Origin of the sequence: Saccharopolyspora gloriosae (assembly GCF_014203325.1) — a bacterium.
GTDB classification, from domain to species: domain Bacteria; phylum Actinomycetota; class Actinomycetes; order Mycobacteriales; family Pseudonocardiaceae; genus Saccharopolyspora_C; species Saccharopolyspora_C gloriosae.
On the sequence record NZ_JACHIV010000001.1, the window covers coordinates 1,086,259 to 1,109,297 of the forward strand.

At 70.9% G+C, this 23,039-nt stretch carries 28 protein-coding genes; 18 read left to right on the forward strand and 10 right to left on the reverse strand.

Going from position 1 to position 23,039, the window contains the following annotated elements; all coding sequences use genetic code 11:
* Position 1 precedes the first annotated feature (1 nt).
* The 6 genes from BJ969_RS05080 to BJ969_RS30960 form a co-directional block, all read right to left on the reverse strand.
* Positions 2-1,348 (reverse strand): sulfate adenylyltransferase subunit 1, encoded by a 1,347-nt coding sequence (locus BJ969_RS05080; RefSeq protein ID WP_184477705.1) that lies wholly within the window; start codon positions 1,346-1,348, stop codon positions 2-4.
* Positions 1,348-2,298 (reverse strand): sulfate adenylyltransferase subunit CysD, encoded by a 951-nt coding sequence (cysD, locus tag BJ969_RS05085; protein ID WP_246456684.1) that lies wholly within the window; start codon positions 2,296-2,298, stop codon positions 1,348-1,350. The genes BJ969_RS05080 and cysD overlap by 1 nt, the downstream gene beginning before the upstream one ends.
* 135 nt (positions 2,299-2,433) lie before the next feature.
* Complete coding sequence (locus BJ969_RS05090) at positions 2,434-3,174, reverse strand: phosphoadenylyl-sulfate reductase (protein ID WP_184477706.1); 741 nt, start codon at positions 3,172-3,174, stop codon at positions 2,434-2,436.
* 14 nt (positions 3,175-3,188) lie between these two features.
* Positions 3,189-3,356, reverse strand: coding sequence for a hypothetical protein (locus BJ969_RS05095; RefSeq protein ID WP_425503525.1), 168 nt, complete (start codon positions 3,354-3,356; stop codon positions 3,189-3,191).
* Positions 3,353-5,065, reverse strand: coding sequence for a nitrite/sulfite reductase (locus tag BJ969_RS05100; RefSeq protein ID WP_184477707.1), 1,713 nt, complete (start codon positions 5,063-5,065; stop codon positions 3,353-3,355). The genes BJ969_RS05095 and BJ969_RS05100 overlap by 4 nt, the downstream gene beginning before the upstream one ends.
* Before the next feature lie 122 nt (positions 5,066-5,187).
* The gene (locus BJ969_RS30960) at positions 5,188-5,280 is read right to left on the reverse strand and encodes a putative leader peptide (protein WP_416309439.1); all 93 of its coding nucleotides are present in this window, start codon (positions 5,278-5,280) and stop codon (positions 5,188-5,190) included.
* Positions 5,281-5,394: 114 nt separating this feature from the next.
* Here BJ969_RS30960 and hemW point away from each other — a divergent pair, with 114 nt between their 5' ends.
* Positions 5,395-6,621 carry a radical SAM family heme chaperone HemW gene (hemW, locus tag BJ969_RS05105; protein WP_184477708.1) on the forward strand — a complete coding sequence of 409 codons (1,227 nt, stop codon included), beginning with the start codon at positions 5,395-5,397 and terminating at the stop codon, positions 6,619-6,621.
* Positions 6,622-6,647: 26 nt separating this feature from the next.
* On the opposite strand, the gene BJ969_RS05110 is transcribed toward hemW, so the two are convergent.
* Positions 6,648-7,055, reverse strand: a complete 408-nt coding sequence (locus BJ969_RS05110) for a PIN domain-containing protein (RefSeq protein ID WP_184477709.1) — start codon at positions 7,053-7,055, stop codon at positions 6,648-6,650.
* Positions 7,055-7,330: a ribbon-helix-helix protein, CopG family gene (locus BJ969_RS05115; protein ID WP_184477710.1), complete on the reverse strand. Its 276-nt coding sequence runs from the start codon at positions 7,328-7,330 to the stop codon at positions 7,055-7,057. Before BJ969_RS05115 ends, BJ969_RS05110 begins: the two co-directional genes overlap by 1 nt.
* Before the next feature lie 190 nt (positions 7,331-7,520).
* Between BJ969_RS05115 and hrcA the strand changes: the two genes are divergently transcribed.
* From hrcA to BJ969_RS05200, 17 genes are all read left to right on the forward strand, one after another.
* Complete coding sequence (hrcA, locus tag BJ969_RS05120; RefSeq protein WP_184477711.1) at positions 7,521-8,546, forward strand: heat-inducible transcriptional repressor HrcA; 1,026 nt, start codon at positions 7,521-7,523, stop codon at positions 8,544-8,546.
* Positions 8,547-8,609: 63 nt separating this feature from the next.
* Positions 8,610-9,788, forward strand: a complete 1,179-nt coding sequence (dnaJ, locus tag BJ969_RS05125; protein ID WP_184477712.1) for a molecular chaperone DnaJ — start codon at positions 8,610-8,612, stop codon at positions 9,786-9,788.
* Between the two features lie 432 nt (positions 9,789-10,220).
* Positions 10,221-10,592, forward strand: a complete 372-nt coding sequence (locus tag BJ969_RS05130; protein WP_184477713.1) for a histidine triad nucleotide-binding protein — start codon at positions 10,221-10,223, stop codon at positions 10,590-10,592.
* A 257-nt stretch (positions 10,593-10,849) separates the two neighbouring features.
* Positions 10,850-11,896 carry a PhoH family protein gene (locus BJ969_RS05135; RefSeq protein WP_184484826.1) on the forward strand — a complete coding sequence of 349 codons (1,047 nt, stop codon included), beginning with the start codon at positions 10,850-10,852 and terminating at the stop codon, positions 11,894-11,896.
* Complete coding sequence (gene ybeY / locus BJ969_RS05140) at positions 11,893-12,450, forward strand: rRNA maturation RNase YbeY (protein WP_184477714.1); 558 nt, start codon at positions 11,893-11,895, stop codon at positions 12,448-12,450. Before BJ969_RS05135 ends, ybeY begins: the two co-directional genes overlap by 4 nt.
* 105 nt (positions 12,451-12,555) lie before the next feature.
* Positions 12,556-13,881 carry a hemolysin family protein gene (locus BJ969_RS05145; RefSeq protein ID WP_184477715.1) on the forward strand — a complete coding sequence of 442 codons (1,326 nt, stop codon included), beginning with the start codon at positions 12,556-12,558 and terminating at the stop codon, positions 13,879-13,881.
* The gene (locus tag BJ969_RS05150; RefSeq protein ID WP_184477716.1) at positions 13,874-14,239 is read left to right on the forward strand and encodes a cytidine deaminase; all 366 of its coding nucleotides are present in this window, start codon (positions 13,874-13,876) and stop codon (positions 14,237-14,239) included. Before BJ969_RS05145 ends, BJ969_RS05150 begins: the two co-directional genes overlap by 8 nt.
* 47 nt (positions 14,240-14,286) lie before the next feature.
* Positions 14,287-15,210, forward strand: coding sequence for a GTPase Era (era, locus tag BJ969_RS05155; protein WP_184477717.1), 924 nt, complete (start codon positions 14,287-14,289; stop codon positions 15,208-15,210).
* Between the two features lie 129 nt (positions 15,211-15,339).
* Entirely contained in the window at positions 15,340-15,804 is a 465-nt protein-coding gene (locus BJ969_RS30475; protein ID WP_184477718.1) for a CD225/dispanin family protein, read from the forward strand.
* Positions 15,805-15,871: 67 nt separating this feature from the next.
* Positions 15,872-16,348, forward strand: a complete 477-nt coding sequence (locus BJ969_RS30755) for a CD225/dispanin family protein (RefSeq protein WP_343071237.1) — start codon at positions 15,872-15,874, stop codon at positions 16,346-16,348.
* Entirely contained in the window at positions 16,345-16,764 is a 420-nt protein-coding gene (locus BJ969_RS05170; protein ID WP_184477719.1) for a DUF2752 domain-containing protein, read from the forward strand. The genes BJ969_RS30755 and BJ969_RS05170 overlap by 4 nt, the downstream gene beginning before the upstream one ends.
* A 103-nt stretch (positions 16,765-16,867) precedes the next feature.
* Positions 16,868-17,689: a DNA repair protein RecO gene (gene recO / locus BJ969_RS05175; protein ID WP_184477720.1), complete on the forward strand. Its 822-nt coding sequence runs from the start codon at positions 16,868-16,870 to the stop codon at positions 17,687-17,689.
* Positions 17,690-17,691: 2 nt separating this feature from the next.
* Entirely contained in the window at positions 17,692-18,291 is a 600-nt protein-coding gene (locus BJ969_RS05180; protein ID WP_343071687.1) for a GNAT family N-acetyltransferase, read from the forward strand.
* 54 nt (positions 18,292-18,345) lie between these two features.
* Entirely contained in the window at positions 18,346-19,191 is an 846-nt protein-coding gene (locus BJ969_RS05185; RefSeq protein ID WP_184477721.1) for an isoprenyl transferase, read from the forward strand.
* On the forward strand, positions 19,191-19,625 hold the full coding sequence (locus BJ969_RS05190; protein ID WP_184477722.1) for a hypothetical protein: 435 nt from the start codon (positions 19,191-19,193) through the stop codon (positions 19,623-19,625). Before BJ969_RS05185 ends, BJ969_RS05190 begins: the two co-directional genes overlap by 1 nt.
* A 294-nt stretch (positions 19,626-19,919) precedes the next feature.
* Positions 19,920-20,945 (forward strand): permease, encoded by a 1,026-nt coding sequence (locus BJ969_RS05195; RefSeq protein ID WP_184477723.1) that lies wholly within the window; start codon positions 19,920-19,922, stop codon positions 20,943-20,945.
* Positions 20,945-21,724 carry a TIGR03943 family putative permease subunit gene (locus BJ969_RS05200; protein ID WP_184477724.1) on the forward strand — a complete coding sequence of 260 codons (780 nt, stop codon included), beginning with the start codon at positions 20,945-20,947 and terminating at the stop codon, positions 21,722-21,724. The genes BJ969_RS05195 and BJ969_RS05200 overlap by 1 nt, the downstream gene beginning before the upstream one ends.
* Before the next feature lie 66 nt (positions 21,725-21,790).
* Here BJ969_RS05200 and BJ969_RS05205 read toward each other — a convergent pair whose 3' ends face one another.
* Entirely contained in the window at positions 21,791-22,213 is a 423-nt protein-coding gene (locus BJ969_RS05205) for a Fur family transcriptional regulator (RefSeq protein WP_184477725.1), read from the reverse strand.
* Positions 22,210-22,719, reverse strand: coding sequence for an ArsR/SmtB family transcription factor (locus BJ969_RS05210; protein WP_246456685.1), 510 nt, complete (start codon positions 22,717-22,719; stop codon positions 22,210-22,212). Before BJ969_RS05210 ends, BJ969_RS05205 begins: the two co-directional genes overlap by 4 nt.
* Positions 22,720-23,039 lie beyond the last annotated feature (320 nt).

Sequence of the window (23,039 nt, forward strand, 5' to 3'; positions counted from 1 at the left end):
GTCAGCTCGCGACGGCCGCCGCGAGCGGAGCCAGCGGCAGCCCGATCAGGCCGGCGGCCAGCGTGGTGCCGTCCGCCGGGTCGATCACCAGGAACGAGCCGGTGCGCCGGGACTCGGCGTACTCGTCCACCGGCAGCGGCTCGGCGGTGCGCAGCTGCACGCGACCGATCTCGTTGAGCTGCAACGCATCCGGAGTGTCCACACTGGCCAGTTCCTGCTCGTCGAAGCGCGCCGACAGCTCCGTCACCATGGCCTGCACGGTCCGGGTGCCGTGCTTGACCAGCACCCGCGCGCCCGGCTGCAACGGCTTCTCGGCCAGCCAGCAGACGGTGGCGTCGAGCTCGTCGGTGACCCGCGGCGCGGAGTCCGCCGCGGCGATCAGATCGCCCCGGGACAGGTCCACGTCATCTTCCAGCAGCAACGTCACCGAACGCCCTGCCGCGGCGCGCGGCACCGGCCCGTCCGGAGTGTCCACTTGGGACACACGAGTGCGGATGCCCGCGGGCAGCACGACGACCTCGTCGCCCTGCGCGATCACGCCCGCCGACACCTGGCCCGCGTAGCCGCGGTAGTCCGGGAGCTCGGCCGTGCGCGGCCGGATCACGTACTGCACCGGCATCCGGAACGGCGCGTCGAACGGGTCCGGCGCGACCGGCACCGTCTCCAAGTGCTCCAGCAGCGCGGGCCCCGAGTACCACGGGGTGCGCTCCGAGCGCTCCACCACGTTGTCGCCGTGCAGCGCCGACACCGGGATCGTGACCACGTCGTCGTCGGCGTAGCCGAGCGCGCGGGCGTGCCCGGCGAACTCCGCGGCGATGCGCTCGTAGATCGCGCCGCCGTAGTCCACCATGTCGATCTTGTTGACGGCGAGCACCAGCTGCGGCACGCCCAGCAGCGCCAGCACCGCCGCGTGCCTGCGGGTCTGCTCGATGACGCCCTTGCGCGCGTCCACCAGCAGGATCGCCAGCTGCGCCGTGGACGCGCCGGTCACCGTGTTGCGGGTGTACTGCACGTGCCCCGGGGTGTCGGCGAGCACGAACGTCCGCTTCGGCGTCGCGAAGTACCGGTAGGCCACGTCGATCGTGATGCCCTGCTCGCGCTCCGCGCGCAGGCCGTCCACCAGCAGCGACAGGTCCGGCGTCTGCAGGCCCCGGTCCGCGCTGGCGCGGTGCACCGCGTCCAGCTGGTCGGCCAGCACCGACTTCGTGTCGTGCAGCAACCGGCCCACCAGGGTCGACTTGCCGTCGTCGACCGAACCGGCAGTGGCCAACCGCAGCAGGTCCGTGTGCACCGGCAGCACCACTTCGGCACCGGAATCCGGTGCGGTGCGGGTCGTGGTCTCGGTCATCAGAAGTAGCCCTCCCGCTTGCGGTCCTCCATCGCGGCCTCCGACATCCGGTCGTCGGCCCGCGTCGCGCCGCGCTCGGTGAGCCGGCTCGCGGCGACCTCGGCGATCACGTCGTCCACCGTGTACGCCTCGGACTCCACGGCGCCCGTGCAGGAGCCGTCGCCGACGGTGCGGTAGCGGACGATCTTCTCCTCGACGGTCTCGCCGTCGCGGGCGCCGCCCCACGGTCCCGAGGTCAGCCACATGCCGTCGCGCTGGTACACCTCGCGGCGGTGCGCGTAGTAGATGTCCGGCAGCTCGATCTTCTCGCGCTGGATGTAGCGCCAGATGTCGAGTTCCGTCCAGTTCGACAGCGGGAACACCCGCACGTGCTCACCGGGACGGTGCCTGCCGTTGTAGAGGTTCCACAGCTCCGGGCGCTGGCGGCGCGGATCCCACTGGCCGAAGGCGTTGCGCAGGCTGAAGATGCGCTCCTTCGCCCGCGCCCGCTCCTCGTCGCGCCTGCCGCCGCCGAAGACCGCGTCGAACTTGTTCTCCGTGATCCCGTCCAGCAGCGGCGTGGTCTGCAGCGGGTTGCGGATGCCGTCGGGGCGCTCGGTGAGCCTGCCGTCGTCGATGTAGTCCTGCACCGAGGCCACCACGAGCCGCAGGTCGTGCTTCGCGACGAGCCGGTCGCGGAACGCGATGACCTCGTCGAAGTTGTGCCCGGTGTCCACGTGCAGCAGCGGGAACGGCACCGCCGCCGGGCGGAACGCCTTGATCGCCAGGTGCGCCAGCACCGTCGAGTCCTTGCCGCCGGAGAACAGGATCACCGGCCGGTCGAACTCCCCTGCCACCTCGCGGAAGATGTGGATGGCCTCGGACTCCAGGGCGTCGAGGTTGTCGACCTGCGGCGGTGCCCCCGTGGACACCGGGTCCTCCGGCAGGTCGAGCTGTTGCTCGGCGGTCATACCCATCCTCTCCGGGTGTGCGTGCAGGCGAGTCCTTGCACGGTGGTCCTAGTCCTGTGGCTCGTCAGCGAGGAAGCCGCTGCGGTTCCGCTGATCGATCCGCCGCGCGACTCGATCCGCAAGGACTCCTTCTGATCAGCCGTGCAGGCCGCATTCGGTCTTCGACGTTCCCGCCCAGCGCCCGCTGCGCGGGTCGGCGCCCGGCGCGGGCTTCGCCGTGCACGGCGCGCAGCCGATCGACGGGTAGCCGGCGGGCACCAGCGGGTTCACCAGCACGCCGTGCTGCTCGATGTAGGCGTTCATCTCGTCGTCGCTCCACGCCGCGACCGGGTTGATCTTGACGAGGCCGTTGCGGTCGTCCCAGGTCACGATCGGCGTGTTCGCCCGCGTCGGGGCCTCAACCCGGCGCACCCCGGTCACCCAGGCCTCGTAGCGGGCCAAGGTGTCGCGCAGCGGCACGACCTTGCGCAGGAAGCAGCAGCGCCCCGGATCGCGGTCGTGCAGCTTCGGGCCCTCCGCCGCGTCCTGCTCGGCCACCGACTGCGCGGCCTGCGCGTTGACGATGTTCACGTCGTAGACCTGCGCCACCGCGTCGCGGGTGCCGATGGTCTCGGCGAAGTGGTAGCCGGTCTCCAGGAACAGCACGTCCACGCCCGGCTGCTGCTTCGCCGCCAGGTCGACCAGCGCGGCGTCCTGCATGTTGGAGGCGACGATCAAGCCGTCGCCGAAGGTCTCGGCGGCCCAGCGCAGCGCCTCCTCGGCGCTCGCCTCGGCCAGGCGGGGAGCGGCCTCCTCGACCAGCGCGCGCAGCTCCTCGTCGCTGCGGCGCACGCCGATGCCGGTGGCGGGGATGTCCGTGGTGGTCTCAGCAGTCATGAGTCTCCGTCTCCTCAGCCGCTCGCCAGTCCGACGAGCCGTACGGTGAACACCCGCAGGCAGGCCGTGCATTTCCAGGCGCCCGCGGGTTCCGCCTCCGGAACCAGTTCCTCGTCGCCGCAGTAAGGGCAGTAGAACGGCACCATCCGGCCTTCCGGCGCGGCACCGCCGTCGGCACTCACTTGAGCGAGTCCTCTTCGGCGCGGCCCACCCACTGCGCGAACCGCTCGTCCTGCTCGCGCTGGGCGAGGTAGTTGCGCACCAGGCGCTCCACGTAGTCGCCGAGATCGGTCGAGGTCACCTTGTGCCCGCGGATCTTGCGGCCGAACCCGGCGTCGAGGCCGAGCCCGCCACCGAGGTGCACCTGGAAGCCCTCGACCTGGTTGCCCTCGTCATCGCGCACCATCTGGCCCTTGAGTCCGATGTCGGCGGTCTGCGTGCGGGCGCAGGCGTTCGGGCAGCCGTTGAGGTTGATCGTCACCGGGTCCTTGACGTCGCCCTGGACGTCGTCCAGCCGCCGCTCCAGGTCGTTGATCAGGTCGATGGCGCGCTGCTTGGTCTCGACGATCGCGAGCTTGCAGAACTCGATGCCGGTGCAGGCCATCACGTTGCGCCGCCACGGCGTCGGCGTGCTGTGCAGGCCGAGCCCGGCCAGGTCCGCGACCAGGCCCTCGACCTGCTGCTGCGGCACGTCCAGCACCAGCAGGTTCTGCTCCACGGTGGTTCGCACGCGGGCGGATCCGACGCGCTCGGCGGCCTTCGCGACCTCCACCAGCGTCGAACCGCTGACCCGACCGGCCTGCGACTTCACGCCGACGTAGAAGTTGCCGTCGACCTGCGGGTTCACCCCGAGGTGGTCGCGGTGCCCGCTCGGCGTCTCCGGCTTGGGACCGTCGAGCAGCTTGCGGCCGAGGTACTCGTCCTCGATGACCTGCCGCGTCTTCTCGGCGCCCCAGTCGTCGACGAGGAACTTCAACCGGGCCCGGTGCCGCAGCCTGCGGTAGCCGTAGTCGCGGAACAGGGAGGTCACCGCGTGCCACACCTCGGCGGCCTCCTCGATCGGCACCCAGGCGCCCAGCCGCACGGCCAGCTTCGGGTTCGTCGACAGGCCGCCGCCGACCCACAGGTCGAAACCGGGGCCGTGCTCCGGGTGCTCCACGCCGACCAGCGAGATGTCGTTGATCTCCGGCACGGTGTCCCAGCGCGGGGAACCGCTGATCGCGGTCTTGAACTTGCGGGGCAGGTTCGACAGCGACCTGTCACCGATGTAGCGCTCGGTGATCTCCTTGATCGCAGGGGTGGCGTCGATGATCTCGTCCGCCGCGACCCCCGCGACGGGGGAGCCCAGCAGCACTCGCGGGCAGTCGCCGCAGGCCTCGGTGGTGTAGAGGCCGACCGACTCCAGCTTCTCCCAGATCGTCGGCATGTCCTCGACCCGGATCCAGTGCAGCTGCACGTTCTGCCGGTCGGTGATGTCCGCGGTGTCGCGGGCGTAGGTCTGCGAGATCTCACCGACGACGCGCAGCTGCTCGGTGGTCATCGCGCCGCCGTCGACGCGGACTCGGAGCATGAAGTAGGAGGCGTCGAGCTCTTCCGGCTCGATGGTGCCGGTGCGGGCCCCGGGGATCCCGGCGGCGCGCTGCGTGTAGAGACCCCACCAGCGGAAACGTCCGCGCAGGTCGGCGGGGTCGATGGAGTCGAAGCCGCCGTGCGCGTAGATCGTCTCGATCCGGTGGCGGACGTTGAGCGGGTTGTCGTCCTTCTTCGACCGCTCGTTCGCGTTCAGCGGTTCGCGGTAGCCGAGCGCCCACTGACCCTCACCACGCGTCTTGCCCTTGCGGGCTGGGGCGCGGCGCTCGGTACGGCTTTGAGCTTCCGTCGGGGGGACCATGGCCCGACCTCCGTGGTGGTGGACGAGGCACTCGGGTCGACGCCGCGCGGAGGCCAGTCAGCAGGTCTCGCAGTCGGCGTGTCCCCGGCGCCGACTGGACAGTTCGGAACGCGACGGCGGGTTCAGCCCGTAAGACGGCACAGTGCGCTGGAGACTCGTCGCAGATCCAGGTAGCGACGAGCGACCAACAGCAGCCTTGTTGCGGGCGCACCCATGACGGCCAGCGTGCCACGCGTCCACCCTGTGGTCCAACGTCAACCGGATAGTGAGACGAGGGTCAAACTCCGGCGCGCTCCGGCTGCTCACGCGCACTTTGGGACACTGGACGGGTGCCTTCGCAGCCACCACCAGGTGAACCGGCTCCGCCGGACGGATCACTGCCCGCGAGCGCCCTGACCGGGCTCGGCGAGCGCCCCTTCGGCGTGTACGTGCACGTCCCGTTCTGCGCCACGCGCTGCGGCTACTGCGACTTCAACACCTACACCGCCGATGAGCTGGGCTCTTCGGGTGGTTTCGCGGACTGGCTGGACGGGCTGCGCGCCGAACTCGACCTCGGCGCGCGGGCGCTGGCCGCCGGCGGCGGGACGGTTCCGGCGGCCCGCACCGTGTTCGTCGGCGGCGGCACGCCGTCACTGCTCGGCGCGGAGCGGCTCTCCTCCGTGGTGTCCGCCATCCGGGATTCGTTCGGCCTCACCGCCGACGCCGAGATCACGACCGAGTCCAACCCCGAGTCGACCTCGCCGGAGTTCTTCGCCGGCATCCGCGAGGGCGGCTACAACCGGGTCTCGCTGGGCATGCAGTCCGCCGCCGAGCACGTCCTGCGGGTGCTGGAGCGCAACCACACTCCGGGACGAGCCGTGACCGCGGCGCGCGAGGCGCGGGCGGCGGGCTTCGAGCACGTGAACCTGGACCTGATCTACGGCACGCCGGGGGAGACCGACGACGACCTGCGGGCCTCGCTGCGCGCGGTGCTCGACGCGGGAGTGGACCACGTCTCGGCGTACTCGCTGATCGTCGAGGACGGCACCGCGATGGCCCGCAAGGTGCGCCGCGGCGAGCTGCCGATGCCGGACGAGGACGTGCTCGCCGACCGCTACGAGATCATCGATTCGACGCTGGCCGAGGTCGGTCTGCGCTGGTACGAGGTCTCCAACTGGGCCACCGGCGACGCCGCGCGGTGCGCGCACAACCTCGGCTACTGGCAGGGCGGTGACTGGTGGGGCGCCGGTCCCGGCGCGCACAGCCACGTCGGCGGCGTGCGCTGGTGGAACGTCAAGCACCCGGCCCGCTACTCGGCGCTGCTGGCGGAGGGCCGTTCCCCCGCGCACGCCAGGGAGCTGCTCGACACCGAGGACCAGCGGGTGGAGCGGATCATGCTGGAGCTCCGCGTCGCCGAAGGACTCCCGCTGTCCGCGCTCACCGCGGACGGGGTCCTGGCCGCGAAGCAGGCCGCCGAAGACGGCCTCCTGCGCCCGGACGCCCTGAGCGCGGGCCGTTGCGTGCTCACCGACCGCGGCCGCCTCCTCGCCGACGCCGTGGTCCAACGCCTGCTGTGAGCATCAGCGCGGCGGAATCCCGCGTTCTAACCAGGGGCGCTGACCAAGATGCCGTTTTTCACGGTTGCGTCCGCAAGCCGCGCGTCGTAAGTGATCATCAGGTCCGCGTCCAGCGCGATGGCCGCGGCGAGATGGATCGCATCCAAAGACCGCAACAGGTCCGGCTCGACTCGGCGGGACAGATTCATGATCTCTGAGTCCAGCGGATGTTCGGCGATCCCGGACATGGCGGCGCGAAGATCGTCGGCCACTTCCTGGTACGACATGGAGCCTCTGTTGCGCAGTGCGCGGGCGACTTCCGTCCACGCCAGCGACGTCGAGACCAGCAGCACGCCCTCGCGGTGGAACCGGTCGATCTCCTCGGCAAGCGGTTCGGACTCGGCTTCCCGCACCGCTCTTTTGAGCAGGGCGCTGCTGTCCACGTAGACGCGCATCAGAAGCGGTCGTCACGGTCGAGCAGATCGCTGCTGTGCTGCCCGGGCGGGAGCGTCTTCGTGGGGACGACCTTCCGGTAGACGCCTCGCGGTGGGAGCACCTTTCCGGAGGTGATCAAGTGGTCCCATTCGTGCTGCGGGGCTCGCGCATCGCCGATCCCCAGGAACTGATCGACCGCCGCGCGGAGCAACTCCTGCTGGGAGCGGCCGGTCCGTTCCGCCTCTGCGCGCAGGGCGGCCTCGGCTTCGGGGCCGAGTCGAAGATTGAGAGCCATACCTGGATGGTACCGAAATCGGTGCCATATTCGGTACCACGATCGAGGGAGGTTGCGGCTCCCTCCTTCTCGAGGGAGCCGTGCCGAGGCGGATTCCAGCTGAGGGCGTCGGGGCGTGGGGGCGAGCACCGTAAACTTGACGGGAGACGCACCGGGAGCGGTGTGCGGCCTGGGGCGATGCGGAGGTGACGTGGTGAACGCCGATCAACGGCGGTTCGAGGTCCTGCGGGCGATCGTGGCCGACTTCGTGTCGACCAACGAGCCGGTCGGCTCGAAGGCGCTGGTCGACCGCCACAACCTCGGCGTCTCCAGCGCCACCGTGCGCAACGACATGGCCGCGCTCGAAGAGGAAGGGTTCATCGTCCAGCCGCACACCAGTGCCGGACGGGTGCCCACCGACGCGGGCTACCGGCTGTTCGTGGATCGGCTGCACGAGATCAAACCGCTCACCGCCGCCGAACGCCGAGCCATCGACGCCTTCCTGGAAGGCGCTCTGGACCTCGACGACGTGATGCGCCGCAGCGTGCGGCTGCTGGCGCAGCTGACCCAGCAGGTCGCGGTGGTGCAGTACCCGACGCTGACGCGGTCGACGGTGCGCCACGTCGAGGTGGTCACGATCACCCCGGCGCGGCTGATGCTGGTGCTCATCACCGACACCGGCCGGGTGGACCAGCGGATGGTCGACCTCGGCGACGTGATCACCGACGATGACGTGGCCCGGCTGCGCAACGTGCTGAACTCGGCGATGACCGAGAAGCGGCTCGCGGACGCCTCGGCGGCCGTGGCGGAACTGCCGGACCAGGCGCCGCCGGAGTTGCGCGACGCCATGACCCGCGTCGCGAGCGTGCTCATCGAATCCCTCGTGGAACATCCCGAGGAACGCATGGTGCTCGGCGGCACGCCCAACCTCACCCGCAACGTCACCGACTTCCCCAACTCGCTGCGCCAAGTGCTCGAAGCGCTCGAAGAGCAGGTCGTGGTGCTGAAGCTGCTCGCGGCGGCTCGCGATTCGCGGACCGTCACCGTGCGCATCGGGATGGAGAACGAGGCCGAGGAGATGCAGACGACGTCGGTGGTGTCCACCGGCTACGGCACGCATGGGATGGTGCTGGGTGGCATGGGTGTCGTCGGCCCCACCCGGATGGACTATCCGGGAACGATGGCGGCGGTCCGCGCCGTTGCCGCTTATGTGGGTGAGATCCTGGCAGGCCGTTGACGCCTAGCCGGACGACTACTCGTCCACGTGAACTCGCAGACCTAGCAGAGGAAGATCGCACAGGTGGCCAGGGACTATTACGGGACCCTCGGGGTGGCCAAGGACGCTACGCCGGAGCAGATCAAGCGCGCTTACCGCAAGCTCGCCAGGGAATTGCACCCCGACGTGAACCAGGAGGCCAACGCCCAGGAGCGGTTCCGTGAGGTGACGACCGCCTACGAGGTGCTGTCCGATCCGAAGAAGCGCCAGGTCGTGGATCTCGGCGGTGACCCGCTGTCCCAGGGCGGCGGCGACGGTGGCATGGGCGGTGGTGACCCGTTCGCCGGTTTCGGCGGCCTCGGCGACATCATGGACGCCTTCTTCGGCGGCTCCGGTGGCGGCGGAGGTGGCGGGCGCGGCCCGCGCAGCCGCGTGCAGCCGGGCTCCGACGCGCTGCTGCGGCTGGAGCTGACGCTGGAGGAGTGCGCCAGCGGCGTCAACCGGGACATCACCGTGGACACCGCGGTGCTCTGCGACTCCTGCGACGGCGGTGGCTCGCGCGCGGGCAGCGCCCCGTCGACCTGCGACACCTGCGGGGGTCGCGGCGAGGTGCAGTCGGTGCAGCGCTCCTTCCTGGGCCAGGTCATGACTTCGCGCCCGTGCCCGGTGTGCCGCGGCTTCGGCGAGGTCATCACCGACCCGTGCCAGCAGTGCAGCGGCGACGGCCGGGTGCGCGAGCGCCGGACGATCACCGTCAAGATCCCCGCGGGGGTCGGCGACGGCATGCGGGTGCGGCTGGCCGGTGAGGGCGAGGTCGGACCGGGCGGTGGCCCGGCGGGCGACCTGTTCGTCGAGGTCGAGGAGCAGCCGCACGACCGGTTCATCCGGGACGGCGCGGACCTGCACTGCAACGTCGCGGTGCCGATGACGGCCGCCGCGCTGGGCACGGTGCTGACGCTGGAGACCCTCGACGACACCGAGGAGCTCACCGTGGAGCCGGGCACCCAGCCGGGCACCGAGCACGTGCTCACCGGTCGCGGTCTGCCGAAGCTGCGCTCCAACGGGCGGGTCAGCGGGCACGGCGATCTGCACGTGCACCTCGACGTGCAGGTGCCGACGCGGCTCGACGAGGAGCAGATCGAGCTGCTGCGCCAGCTGGCGACGCTGCGCGGCGAGGAGCAGCCGGAGCCGACGGTGACCGCGAACGGGAACGGCCAGCGGCAGGGGCTCTTCTCCCGGTTCAAGTCCTTCGGGCAGCGCTGAGTCCCGATCGTGATCTCGCCGCCGGCCCTGGTCCGCTCTCGCCTCGACGAGGCACCTGACCAGGCCCGGCGGCGACCGCCGTTCGGGTACTTTCGGCGACAATCGCTTCACTGGATTGGAGTAATGGCCACGCGTTCGTGCGTTTTCTAGCGCGCGGGGATGACGCGGGGTTACGGTGGCTCGGATGCCTGAGGATCACGGGATTCACCGCCTCAGGTAGCTCGCACAGCGAGCCCAACCGGGCGCTCGCCGGACACTCCCCCCTCGGTCCGGCGAGGCCGCGCCGTAGCCGGGCCACCCCCAGCCCCACTACGGCGCGGCACCCGGCTCGGGGGAATTCCTCCAGGCACGGCGCCGATCACGCGCGTCGCGCGAAGACCCGTCCGGCGGGCGGAAGTCCGGGACGCGGGGTGCGCGGATAGCCTTCCCGGCATGACCGACAGCGACCTGGATTCCCTGTTCCTGCGCATCATCGCCGGGGAGATCCCCGCGGACGTCGTGCACGACGGCGAGCGGGTGCTCGCGATCCGCGACATCAACCCGCAGGCGCCGACCCACGTGCTGGTCGTGCCGAAGACGCGCTACCGCAACGCGGCCGAGCTCGCCGCCGCCGACCCCGGCCTGCTCGCCGAGCTCGTCAGCGTCGCCGGCGACATCGCCGAGCGCGAAGGCATCGCCGAGTCCGGGTACCGGCTGCTGTTCAACACCAACGCCGACGCCGGCCAGACCATCTTCCACGTGCACCTGCACCTGCTCGGCGGCGAACCGCTCGGCGGGCTCACCGGCGGCCCGCTGAAGGGCTGACCGGTCGAGGAGGGCGGGAACGGCGACGCGTCCGCGTTGCCGGTTGCTCTACCATCGAGAGCAGGAAGAAACGACCGACTTCGCGCGCCGAGCGCAGAAAGCAGGCCCGAACACACGTGGCCGGAATCGCAGCGGGTGGATCCGCCCAGTCCGGACAACAGCAGTCCAGGGACGTTGAGAACCAGCAGGGCAGCGCAGCGCCGGACGGGACCGCGCGCAACGGCACGGCGCCGGAGCAGGACCTCTCCGCCCAGCGCCTGTCCGCGCAGCAGAACCGGCCGCAGGACCGGCCCGTCCAATCGAAGGTCACCGTTCCGGACAGCGCCGTGCTCGCGCTCGTGGGCACCCGCGACGCGAACCTCCGCGAGGTCGAAGACCTCCTCGTCGCCGACGTGCACGTGCGCGGCAACGAGGTCACGTTGACCGGTGACCCCGGCGACGTCGCCTTCGGGGAACGGGTGTTCGCCGAGCTCATCGCGATGGTGGACAAGGGCGGCCAGCCCGGACCGGACGCGGTGCGGCGCGTGGTGGACATGCTCTCCGCCGACGACGGCGAATCGCCCGCCGACGTGCTCAGCCTGGACATCCTGTCCCGGCGCGGTCGCATCATCCGCCCGAAGACGCTGAACCAGAAGCACTACGTCGACGCGATCGACCAGAACACCGTGGTGTTCGGCATCGGTCCGGCGGGGACCGGCAAGACCTACCTGGCGATGGCGAAAGCCGTGCAGGCCTTGCAGTCCAAGCAGGTCAACCGGATCATCCTCACCCGGCCCGCCGTCGAAGCGGGGGAGCGGCTCGGGTACCTGCCGGGCACGCTCTACGAGAAGATCGACCCGTACCTGCGGCCGCTGTACGACGCGCTGCACGACATGATCGACCCCGAGTCGGTGCCGCGCCTCACGCAGGCGGGCACGATCGAGGTGGCGCCGCTGGCCTACATGCGCGGACGCACCCTCAACGACGCGTTCATCATCCTCGACGAGGCGCAGAACACCACGCCGGAGCAGATGAAGATGTTCCTGACCCGGCTCGGGTTCGGGTCCCGCGTCGTGGTCACCGGCGACGTCACCCAGGTCGACCTGCCCGGCGGGCAGCGCAGCGGCCTGAAGGTCGTGCGCGAGATCCTCGACGGGGTCGACGACGTGCACTTCGCCGTGCTCGACAGCGGGGACGTGGTACGTCACCGGCTGGTCACCGACATTGTCAACGCCTACGACCGCTGGCAGGCCGAGCAGGACGCGGACTCCGAGCAGTTCACGCGCCGCTCCGGTCGCGGCGGTCAGTTCCGGGAACACGCATGAGCATTGAGATCGCCAACGAATCCGGGGTCGAGGTCGACGAGGGCACCATCGTCGCCGTGGCCCGCTACGCGCTGGACCGGATGAGCGTGAGCCAGCTCGCCGAGCTGTCCATCGTCCTGGTCGAGCTGAACGTGATGTCCGACCTGCACGAGCGCTGGATGGACCTGCCCGGTCCGACCGACGTGATGGCCTTCCCGATGGACGAGTACGACTCGTCGCGCCGCCCGGACGCCGCCGGGTCCGGCCCGGCGCTGCTCGGCGACATCGTGCTGTGCCCGGCGTTCGCGAAGGACCAGGCGCGCAAGGCCGGTCACGAGCTGATCGACGAGCTGCACCTGCTCACCGTGCACGGCGTGCTGCACCTGCTCGGCTACGACCACGCCGAGCCGGAGGAGGAGCGCGAGATGTTCGGGCTGCAGAACCGGATCCTCGCCGACTACCGGACGGCTCGGGACGAGGCGGAGCGCGCCGCCGCGCAGCGAGACGCGGACAACCGGGTGCTGGGGGCCGTGGGACTGGACCAGGGCGCCGAGCCCGACGTCCCGCGCGACTGACGGTGGTGGCCGCACGAGTGGTGCCGCCGGTGAGCGGAACAGGACGACGACGGGCGGGCCGGCCGGGGGCGGGCTTCGCGGGGTGAAAAGGCGGAGATCGTGTTCATGAGTTCGGCCGCACTGGTCGTGTGGGCTGTGCTGTTGGTCCTGGGGGCCGGGGTGTTCGCGGCGGCCGATTCGGCCGTGGGCACCGCTTCGAGGGCGCGGGTCGAGGAGCTGGTGCGGGAGAACCGCGGCGGCGCCAGGCAGCTGGCGCTCGTGCTCGACGACCGGCCGCGGCACGTCAACCTGCTCATCCTGCTGCGCCTGGCGTGCGAGCTGGGGGCCACGGTGCTGGTCGCCGTGGTCGTGCAGCGCGGGGTCGAGTCGGACGCGCTGGCGGCGCTGTTCGCGATCCTGATCATGCTCGTCGTGTCGTACGTGCTGGTCGGAGTGGGGCCGCGGACCATCGGCAGGCAGCACCCGTACGGGGTGGGCCTGCTGGTCGCGGCACCGGTGCGGGTGCTGGCGAGGGTGCTCAACCCGCTCACCCGGCTGCTGATCCTCATCGGCAACGGGCTCACCCCCGGCCGCGGGTTCCGGGAGGGGCCGTTCTCGTCGGAGGTGGAGCTGCGGGAACTCGTCGACCTGGCCGGTGAGCGCGGCGTGGTCGCCGCCGGTGAGCGCGAGATGATCCACTCGGTGTTCGAGTTCGGCGACACCATCGCCCGCGAGGTCATGGTGCCCCGGACCGAGATCATCTGGATCGAGCAGACCAAGTCCGCCCGCCAGGCCCTGGCGCTGTGCCTGCGGTCCGGTTTCTCCCGCGTGCCGGTGATCGGGGAGAGCGTCGACGACATCGTCGGCGTGGTGACGCTGCGCGAACTGACCCAGGCCCTCGCCGAGCAGGGCGACCTGAACCAGGCGGGGCCGGACCTCGGCGAGCTGATGCGTCCGGCGAGCTTCGTGCCCGATACGAAGCGGCTCGACGAGCTGCTCAAGGAGATGCAGCTGTCCCGCAGCCACCTGGCCATCGCCGTCGACGAGTACGGCGGCACCGCCGGTCTGCTCACCATCGAAGACGTCATCGAGGAGATCGTCGGCGAGATCACCGACGAGTCCGACCTCGAAGAGCACCGGCCGATCGAGCACCTCGACGACGGCACGGTCCGGGTGTCGTCCCGGCTTCCGGTGGAGGACCTGGGCGCGCTCTACGACGTGGAGCTGGACGGCTCCGAGGTGGAGACCGTCGGCGGGCTGCTCGCCCAGCGCCTCGGCCGGGTCCCGCTGCCCGGTGCCGAAGCCGAGATCGAAGGCCTGCGGCTGCGCGCCGAAGGCGGCAAGGACCACCGCGGCCGGATCCGCATCAACGCGCTGCTCGTGCGCCGCGCGAACGGCGAATCCGCATCGCACCGCGGTGCCGACCAGGAAGGAAGCAGCACCCGTGGCTGAGCAAGTGCAGGAATCCGCGGCCCCGCAGGAACTGGACCCGGAGGACGCCAAGATCGTGACGCTGGCCCGGTCGGCCCGCGCGCGCATCGGCGCCGCCGAAGGAGCCGCCGTGCGCGACACCGACGGCCGGACCTACGCGGGCTGCACGGTGGAACTGGCCTCGCTGCGGCTGACCGCGCTGCAGGTGGCGGTGGCCACCGCGGTCGCCAGCGGTGCCGAAGGGCTGGAGGCCGCCGCGGTGGTCACCGACGCGCCGGAGGTCTCCGCCGACTCCGCCGCCGCCGTGCGCGATCTCGCCCCGTCCGCTCCGGTGCTGCGCGCCGACGCGAGCGGTGCGGTCGCCGGAGTGCTGCGCTGAGCAGGGCCGGTTCGTCCGCGGGCGTGCCCGGCGGTGACAATGGGCGGGTGAGCAGCACTTCAGACGCAGGTTCCGCCGATGAGCACCGTTCCGGGTTCGCCTGCTTCGTCGGCCGCCCCAACGCGGGCAAATCCACGCTGACCAACAGCCTCGTCGGCTCGAAGGTGGCGATCACCTCCAGCAAGCCGCAGACCACCCGGCACGCGATCCGGGGCATCGTGCACCGGCCCGACGCGCAGCTGATCATCGTGGACACGCCGGGACTGCACCGGCCGCGCACGCTGCTCGGGCAGCGGCTCAACGACCTGGTCTACGAGACCTGGTCCGAAGTGGACGTCGTCGGTTTCTGCGTGCCCGCGGACCAGAAGGTCGGCCCCGGCGACAAGTTCATCGCCGAGCAGCTCGCCAAGGTCGCCCGCCGCACCCCGGTGCTCGGCGTGATCACCAAGACCGACCTGGCCACCAAGCAGCAGGTCGCCGAGCAGCTGCTCGCGCTGCAGCAGCTGATGGAATTCGCTGACCTGGTACCGGTTTCCGCGGTCGACTCCTACCAGATGGACACCCTGGGCGACCTGCTCGTGGGGCACCTGCCGGAGGGCCCGCAGCTGTACCCGGACGGCGAGCTCACCGATGAGCCGGAGGAGACGCTGATCGCGGAGATGATCCGCGAAGCCGCCCTGGAAGGCGTCCGCGACGAACTCCCGCACTCGCTCGCGGTGAGCATCGAGGAGATGAACCAGCGCGAAGGCCGCGACGACCTGGTCGACGTGCACGCGATCGTCTACGTGGAACGGCAGAGCCAGAAGTCGATCGTGATCGGCCGCAAGGGCGAGCGGTTGCGCGAGGTCGGTTCGCAGGCGCGCCAGCACATCCAGCGGCTGCTGGGCAGCAAGATCTACCTGGACCTGCACGTCAAGGTGGCCAAGGACTGGCAGCGCGACCCGCGACAACTGCGCAAGCTGGGGTTCTGATCACAAGTTCGCCGCGGATTTTCCGGAAACGCCCTCGGCGAACGTTCCACTCGATTACTTTCCTGCTCAGGTCGACGCGCCAGCCGCGCGACCGACATGACTTTCTGGGAATCGATCTAAGGAACCACCGTGACGAATCCGTACGGCGGCCCGCCCTCGGGGCCGAACCCGCAGCAGCCCCACGGCCAGCAGCCCTATGGTCAGCAGCCCTACGGACAGCCGGGCGGGCAGTACCCGCAGTCCGGTCCGCAGCCGGCTCAGCCCTACGGGCAGGCGCCGTACGGTCAGCAGCAGCCCTACGGGCAGCCCGGTTATGGCGCGGGCGGCCCGCCGAACAACAACATCGGCTGGGGCATCGGCTCCATCTTCCTGTGCTGGCCGTTCGCGATCCCGTCGCTGATCAAGGCCACCTCGGTCCAGCAGCTGTGGCAGTCGGGGCAGGCCCAGCAGGCGCAGGAAGCCGCCGACGAGGCGAAGAAGTGGGGCAAGATCGGCATCATCGCCGGTGCCAGCCTGTGGGCCGCGCTGATCCTGTTCTACATCATCATTTTCGTCGTGATCATCGGTGCCGGGGCCAGCTCGTCCAGCTACTGAGGTCGTACGGCCTGCCGTCCTCGGACGGCAGGCCGTTGTTCCTGCTCCACCCCGTGAAAGGACCGCTGTGACCAACCCCGACCCCGGAGCCTCGGGCCCGATCGGTGATCCCGGGCAGACCGGGCAGCCCGGGGCCGATCCTTACGGTTCCTACCCGTCGCAATCCGATCCGGCGCAGGCGGCCCAGTTCCAACCGGTGCCGTACCAGCCGGCGGTCTACGGCCAGCCGAATCCCGCTTCGCTGCAAGCGCAGGCCGGGCTGGCACCCGGCGTGCCGATCAACAACAACCTCGGCTGGGCGATCGGCGCGATCATCGCCTGCTGGCCGTTCGGCATCCCCGCGCTGATCAAAGCGCTGAACGTGAACACCCAGTGGATGCAGGGCCGCCCCGACCTCGCGCAGCAGAGCGCGGACGAGGCGAAGAAGTGGGGCAAGATCGGCGTGTTCGTCGCGGCCGGATTCCTCGGCCTCTACGTCCTGTCCTTCATCGGGTACTTCATCTTCCTGTTCGCCGTCCTGGGCGTGGGACTCGCCGGATCATGATCAGCGCGCGGGGGCGGGCGATGGTGCTGCCCGCCGCCACCGTGCTCATCGGTGGCGCGGGCCTCGCAGCCGTGTGGTTCGCCGATCCGACCTCGGACGCGGGGTTCCCGCTGCCGCCGTGCCCGGTCAAGTGGCTGTTCGGACTCGACTGCCCCGGCTGCGGCTGCGCCCGCATGATCTACAGCCTGCTGCACGCCGACCTGCTGCCCGCGTTGCAGTACAACGCGCTCGCGCTGCTGTTCATCCCGTTCTTCGCGTGGTCCTGGACCGGCTGGGCCCTCGGCAGGTGGCGGGGCCGCGAAGTCAGGACCTGGGAGAACTGGCGGTGGTCGCCGTTGGCGGCCCTCGTCCTGCTCGGGATCTGGTCCGTCGTGCGCAACCTCCCGTTCGCGCCGTTCACGTCGCTGTACGTCTGACGCACCGAGCCCGGCCGCGGTCGGACGTCGGTGAACACCCTGCGTTCGCAGGAAGCGACTCACCCGGAGCAGTCGGGTAGCCCGGTAGTGGGACGATGGCGGGGTGAGCCTCTACCGGGATACCGGCGTCGTGCTTCGGGTGCACAAGCTGGGTGAGGCCGATCGGATCATCACCCTGCTCACCCGCCGCTACGGGAAGGTGCGCGCCGTCGCCAAGGGCGTGCGCCGCACCACCTCGCGCTTCGGTGCCCGCGTCGAACCGTTCTGCCACGTCGACGTGCAGCTGCACACCGGGCGCACCCTCGACGTGATCACCCAGGTGCAGACACTGGACGCGTTCGGCGTGCACATCGTCGACGACTACCAGCGCTACACCGCGGGCTGCGCCGTGCTGGAGACCGTCGACCGCCTCGCCGCCGAAGAAGGCGAACCCGTGCTCCGGCTGTACCTGCTGGTCACCGGCGCGCTGCGGGCGCTGTCCGGCCGGGAGCGGGATCCGTCGCTGGTGCTCGACGCGTTCCTGCTGCGGGCGATGTACTACGCGGGCTGGGCGCCCGCGCTCAGCGAGTGCGCCCGCTGCGGCAGCGCCGGGCCGCACGCCGCGTTCAACGTGCAGGGCGGCGGCACGATGTGCGTCGACTGCAGGCCCACCGGCTCCGCCCGCCCCGCGGTGCAGACGCTGCCGCTGCTGGAAGCGCTGCTGCACGGCGACTGGGACGGCGCCGAGCAGAGCACCGAGGCGGTGCGCCGCGAGGGCAGCGGACTCGTCGCCGCGCACCTGCAGTGGCACATGGAGCGGCAGCTGCGCTCGTTGCCGCTGGTGGAACGCCAGGAGCACCGCCCGGCCGTGCCCGAGATCATCCGGGAGCGCGCGGCGGTCGTCGACACCGCGACCGCGGAGTCGGCGGACGGAGCCACCGGTTGATCGTGCGCAGCTGGCGTCCGCGCGACGCCGAGGCGGTGCACCGGATCTGCGTGGCCACCGGCGACGGCGGTGAACCCGTGCACCACATCCTGCGCGACCCGGACCTGGTCGCCTACGTCTTCGCCGACCCGTACCTGTTGCTGCACCCCGAACTGGCCTTCGTCGTCGAAGGCCGCGGCGCGGTGCTCGGGTACGTCGTCGCGGCGCTGCACACCGAGGAGTTCTACGCCCGCTGGCAGCTGGAATGGGCGCCGCGCTTCGCCGCCAGCCACCCGTCGGCGCGCGTCGTCGACGGCCGCAACGGCGACAGCCAGCTGCGGGCGTTCCTGCACCGCCCGCGGCTCATGCTGCCCGCGAACCTCGACCGCTACCCCTCGCACCTGCACATCAACCTGGTCGCGAGCGCCCGCGGGCAGGGGATGGGAAAGCGGTTGCTGCACGCGGTGTTCCAGCAGCTCGCCAACGCGGGCTCACCGGGCGTGCAGCTCGGCGTGAATCCGGGGAACACCAGGGCACAGGCGCTCTACCAGCGAACCGGGATGGTCCGGCTGCCGTCGGACACCCGGCTCGAAGTCCGCTACGGGACACCACTGAACGGGTGACATGCGGGTCCGGGAGAATGGACGACCGGCCGCGAACGAAGGAGAAGGCACACCATGCTGCGACGCCGTGGACGCGGGAGCGACGACCCGAGCGTGAAGGCGCCCGCGCCGCACGCCGAGGGAGCCACGCCGCCGGATCTGCCGGCCGAACTGGTCCCGAAGCACGTGGCCATCGTGATGGACGGCAACGGGCGCTGGGCCAACGAGCGCGGCCTGCCCAGGGTCGAAGGCCACAAGCGCGGTGAGCAGGTGGTGCTCGAACTCGCCAGGGGCGCCATCGAGATCGGCGTGAAGTGGCTGTCGCTGTACGCCTTCTCCACCGAGAACTGGAAGCGCAGCCCGGACGAGGTGAAATTCCTCATGGGCTTCAACCGGGACGTCATCGCGCGGCGCGTCGACGAGCTCGACGAGCTCGGCGTGCGCGTGCGCTGGGCGGGCCGCAAACCGCGGCTGTGGCGCAGCGTGGTGAACACGTTGCAGGCGGCCGAGGAGCGCACCAGTCGCAACGAAGTCATGAACCTGACCATGTGCGTGAACTATGGTGGCCGGGCCGAGGTGGGAGACGCCGCGCGGGAAATCGCCCGGCTCGCCGCCGCAGGCAAGATCAATCCAGAGAAGGTGGACGAGCGGACCGTGGCCCGGCATCTCTACCAATCGGAGATGCCCGACGTCGACCTGTTCATCCGGCCGTCCGGGGAGCAACGCACCTCCAACTTCCTGCTCTGGCAGTCCGCATACGCCGAGTTGGTGTTCCAAGACACCCTGTTCCCCGACGTGGATCGTCGTCACCTGTGGCGCGCGTGCGAGCAGTACGCACGCCGGGATCGGCGCTTCGGCGGCGCCGTCGATCGTGCCGCGCAGGACGAGAGCACCACCGAAACCGCCCAGGAGGGCATCTGATGACCCAGGAGGCCGCAACGACCGCGGAGCTTTTGACCGCGGCGAAAGAGGCGCTGGAGACCTATCACGAGGTGAACGTCGACGACGATGGCGCGTTGACCTTGCGGCACGGTGACGTGCCGTGCGCGGTGCAGGCGATGCAGCTCGCCGAAGGGCTCACCGTGCTCAGCTTGACCTGCGTCGTGGCGTGGGACCTGCCGTTGGACGACAAGCTCGCGCAGTCCACCGCGGAGCGGGCCGGGCAGGGCCTGTTCGGCACGCTCGGCGTGGTGCGCACCGAACGCGGCATGGACGTGACCTTGCGCTACGCGTTCCCGGCCGAGGGCATGGAGCCGCAGCCGCTGGGCACGTTGCTGATGCTGGTGGTGTCCACCGCATCGCAGCTGCGCGGGGAACTGCTGGCCGAAGTGGAAGAGGACACTCCGGTCGACTGATCGACAGGGGCGACGGGCCTTCTCCGGATTCCGGGGGAGGCTTTTTGCCTTCTCAGGGCAGGTTTCTTCGACGGTCTCCCGTCCTGGCGGACACGCGTCGGCGTGTCGGATCAGCGGGGTTCGAGATCGCCGGATACGGGCGGGGTGCGGGAACTCCGGGTGAACGCGTCGCCGACGTGATCACGGGACGTGCCGAGCCGCTGGGCGGAACGGGCGACCGGTCCTCGGACGGATGGTGCGCGGCGGTTCGGAGACCGGGGTAGCTGCGAACGATTGTCAGTTGCTGCTGGCACGATGAGGCCCGTGACCACGACCTTGCGCCGCTCCGGCCGTGATCCGGTGCGGCGCCGCCGGGTCACCTCGATGGAAGTGCTGTGCGCGCTGCTACTGGCGGCGCTGCTGTTCCAAGCGCCGATCAGCGCCCTGCTGGACGCGCCGGGCCTGCGCACCGGGTCGACGGTGTTCGTCGCGGTGTGCGTGCAGGCGCTGCCGTTCCTGGTCCTCGGCGTGCTGATCAGCGGTGCCATCGCGGCGTTCGTGCCCCCGAGCGCGCTGCGGCGGTTGCTGCCCGGCCGCCCCGGAGCCGCGGTGCCCGTCGCCGGTCTCGCCGGAGTGGCGTTGCCGGGGTGCGAGTGCGCCTCGGTACCGGTGGCCCGCCGCTTGATGCAGCAGGGCGTGGCGCCCGCTGCGGCGCTGGCGTTCCTGCTGGCCGCGCCCGCCGTCAACCCGATCGTGCTGGTCTCGACCGCGGTGGCGTTCCCCGGTGACCCGCTGATGGTGCTCGCCCGGTTCCTCGGCTCGTTGCTGACCGCCTGCGCCATGGGCTGGTTGTGGCTGCGCGTCGGCAAGGCCGACTGGATCGCGGAGCGCGCGCTGCGGCGCGTCGAGCAGCGCTCCGCGCCGGGCGCGGGCCGCTGGGCGCTGTTCACCGAGACCGCCCGGCACGACCTGGTCGAAGCCGGCGGGTTCCTCGTCCTGGGCGGGCTCACCTCGGCGGTGTTCAACGTCCTGGTGCCCGCGGAGTGGATGAGCTCGCTCGGCGGTCAGCTGGTGCTCGGGGTGCTGGTGATGGCGGTGCTCGCGGTGGTGCTCGCGCTGTGCAGCGAAGCGGACGCGTTCGTGGCGGCCTCCATGGCCGGGCTGCCGCTGATCCCGAAGCTGGTGTTCCTGGTGGTCGGGCCCGCCGTGGACCTCAAGCTCATCGCCTTGCAGGCGGGCACCTTCGGGCGCTCGTTCGCGCTCCGGTTCGCACCGCTGACGTTCATCGTCGCCATCGCCTGCTCGGTGCTGGTCGGCCTGTTGCTGCTGGGAGGCGCGTGATGCGGAGAGAAACGCAGAACCTGCTGCTGGTGCTGCTCGGCGGCGCCCTGCTCAAGATCGCGTTCACCGGGACCTACCTGCGCTACGTCAAACCTGCGCTGTTCCCGTGGCTGGTGGGCGCGGGATCGGTGATGGTGCTGCTGGCCGCCGTCGCCATCGTGCGCGACATCCGGGTGGCGCGGGAGCAGGCGCGCGCGGAGGACCCGTTCGCGCCACCTCCGTCGACCGGGCACGCCGAGCACGAGCACGGGCACGAGCACCGCACCCGGAGTCCGTGGATGCTGCTGCTGCCGGTGTTCGCGATCTTCCTGATCGCCCCGCCCGCGCTCGGCGCCGATTCGATCGGCCGCGGCGGCCAGCAGGCCGCCGCCCCGGAACGGCCGGGCGACGACGCGCTGTTCGACGCGCTGCCACCGGGACCCGCTCCGCTGCTGACGGTCTCCGAGTTCATCACCCGCGTGGTCTGGGACGGCAGCGGTTCGCTGGACCGGCGAGCGATCCGGTTGCGAGGTTTCGTGGTGCACCCCGAGGACGATCCGGCGCGCACCCAGCTGGCCCGGATGCGGATCAGCTGCTGCGCGGCGGACGCCGCACCGGTGCTGATCGACCTCGCGGGCCCCGCCGCCGGAGCGTTGACGGCGACACCGCCGGACACCTGGATCGAGGTGACCGGGACGTTGCGCGCGGGCACCGCGACCCCGGCTAACGGCCAGGTGCCGACCTTCGACATCACCGCGGTGCACGGCATCCCGGCACCTGATGATCCCTACGAGTATTAATCGACGATCATGCTCGCCGCGGGCGCTCGCGGGAACGCGCGCACCGGCGGCCGGGTCAGGCGGCGCTCACTCGGCGGCGGCGCACTCCGGGCAGACGCCGATGATCTCCACCGTGTGCCCGACGTTGGAGAAGCCGTGCTCGCTGGCGATCCGCTCCGCCCACTGCTCGACCGGCGGATCGGCCACCTCCACGGTCCGTCCGCAGTGCCGGCACACCAGGTGGTGGTGGTGCTCGGTGGAGCAGCGCCGGTAGATGGCCTCGCCGGATTCGGTGCGCAGCACGTCGATCTCGCCCGCGTCGGCCAGCGTCTGCAGGGTGCGGTAGACGGTGGTCAGGCCGATGCCCTCGCCGCGGCGGCGCAGCTGCTCGTGCAGGTCCTGCGCCGATCGGAAGTCGTCGACCTCGCTGAGCAGGCGGGACACCGCCGCCCGTTGCTTGGTCGCCCGCAGCCCTGGCACGCCGGCCGCGGAACGCTCACCGGTGGTCACGCTGTCTCCGTTTCCTCTGCAGTGTCCTGGGCCGAACGCGCGCCGCGTCCGCGCGGGCGCGTGCCCGACAGTTCCTCCGCGTGCGTGGCGGCATCGACGACGATGTGCGCGAGGTGCTCGTCGACGAGCCGGTACATCACTTCCCGCCCGTGCCGCTGCCCGTACACGACCCCAGCCGACTTCAGCACCCGCAGGTGCTGGCTGATCAACGGCTGGGTGACGCCGAGCGCGTCGACCAGCTCGTGCACGCACCGCTCGGCCGTGCGCAGCTGCAGCACGATCGCGATGCGCACCGGCGCGGCCAGCGCGCGCAGCAGTTCACCGGCCTCGACCAAGGTCTGCTGATCGTGCACGGGCACCAGTCGCGGCGCCCCCCGCTCCGGGGAGTGCACGTGTTCTTCGGCTCGGTCCGGGTGACCGTTGCCCGCCTCGGCCACCGGCGACGCGGCCTCGGCCGGGTCGGTACCGGCCGGTTCGCCGAGCGGGTCGGGGCTGACGGCGGGCATGGTGTCCTTTCCGGCGGGCCTGGAGACGTCGGGAGCCGCCTTCGAGTGAGGCGGTGGCGCTCCACCGTCCATCCTACGGGTCGGGCGAAACGCGCAAGCACCTCGCGGGGGCCGCCCGATCCATCGCGGAACCGATCATGGCAGCGCACATTCCCGCACCGCACGGCGGGCACCACCGGCCGGCCGGTGGGACACCGCCCGCGGCGCGGCGGAGATCGCCTGCGAGATGGGTGGGGCCACCGATGCGGCAGACCTCATCGGTACGCTGGGAAACCCCAGGACGGAACGCGTGCGATGGCATAGCCTGCGCAGCATCGGAG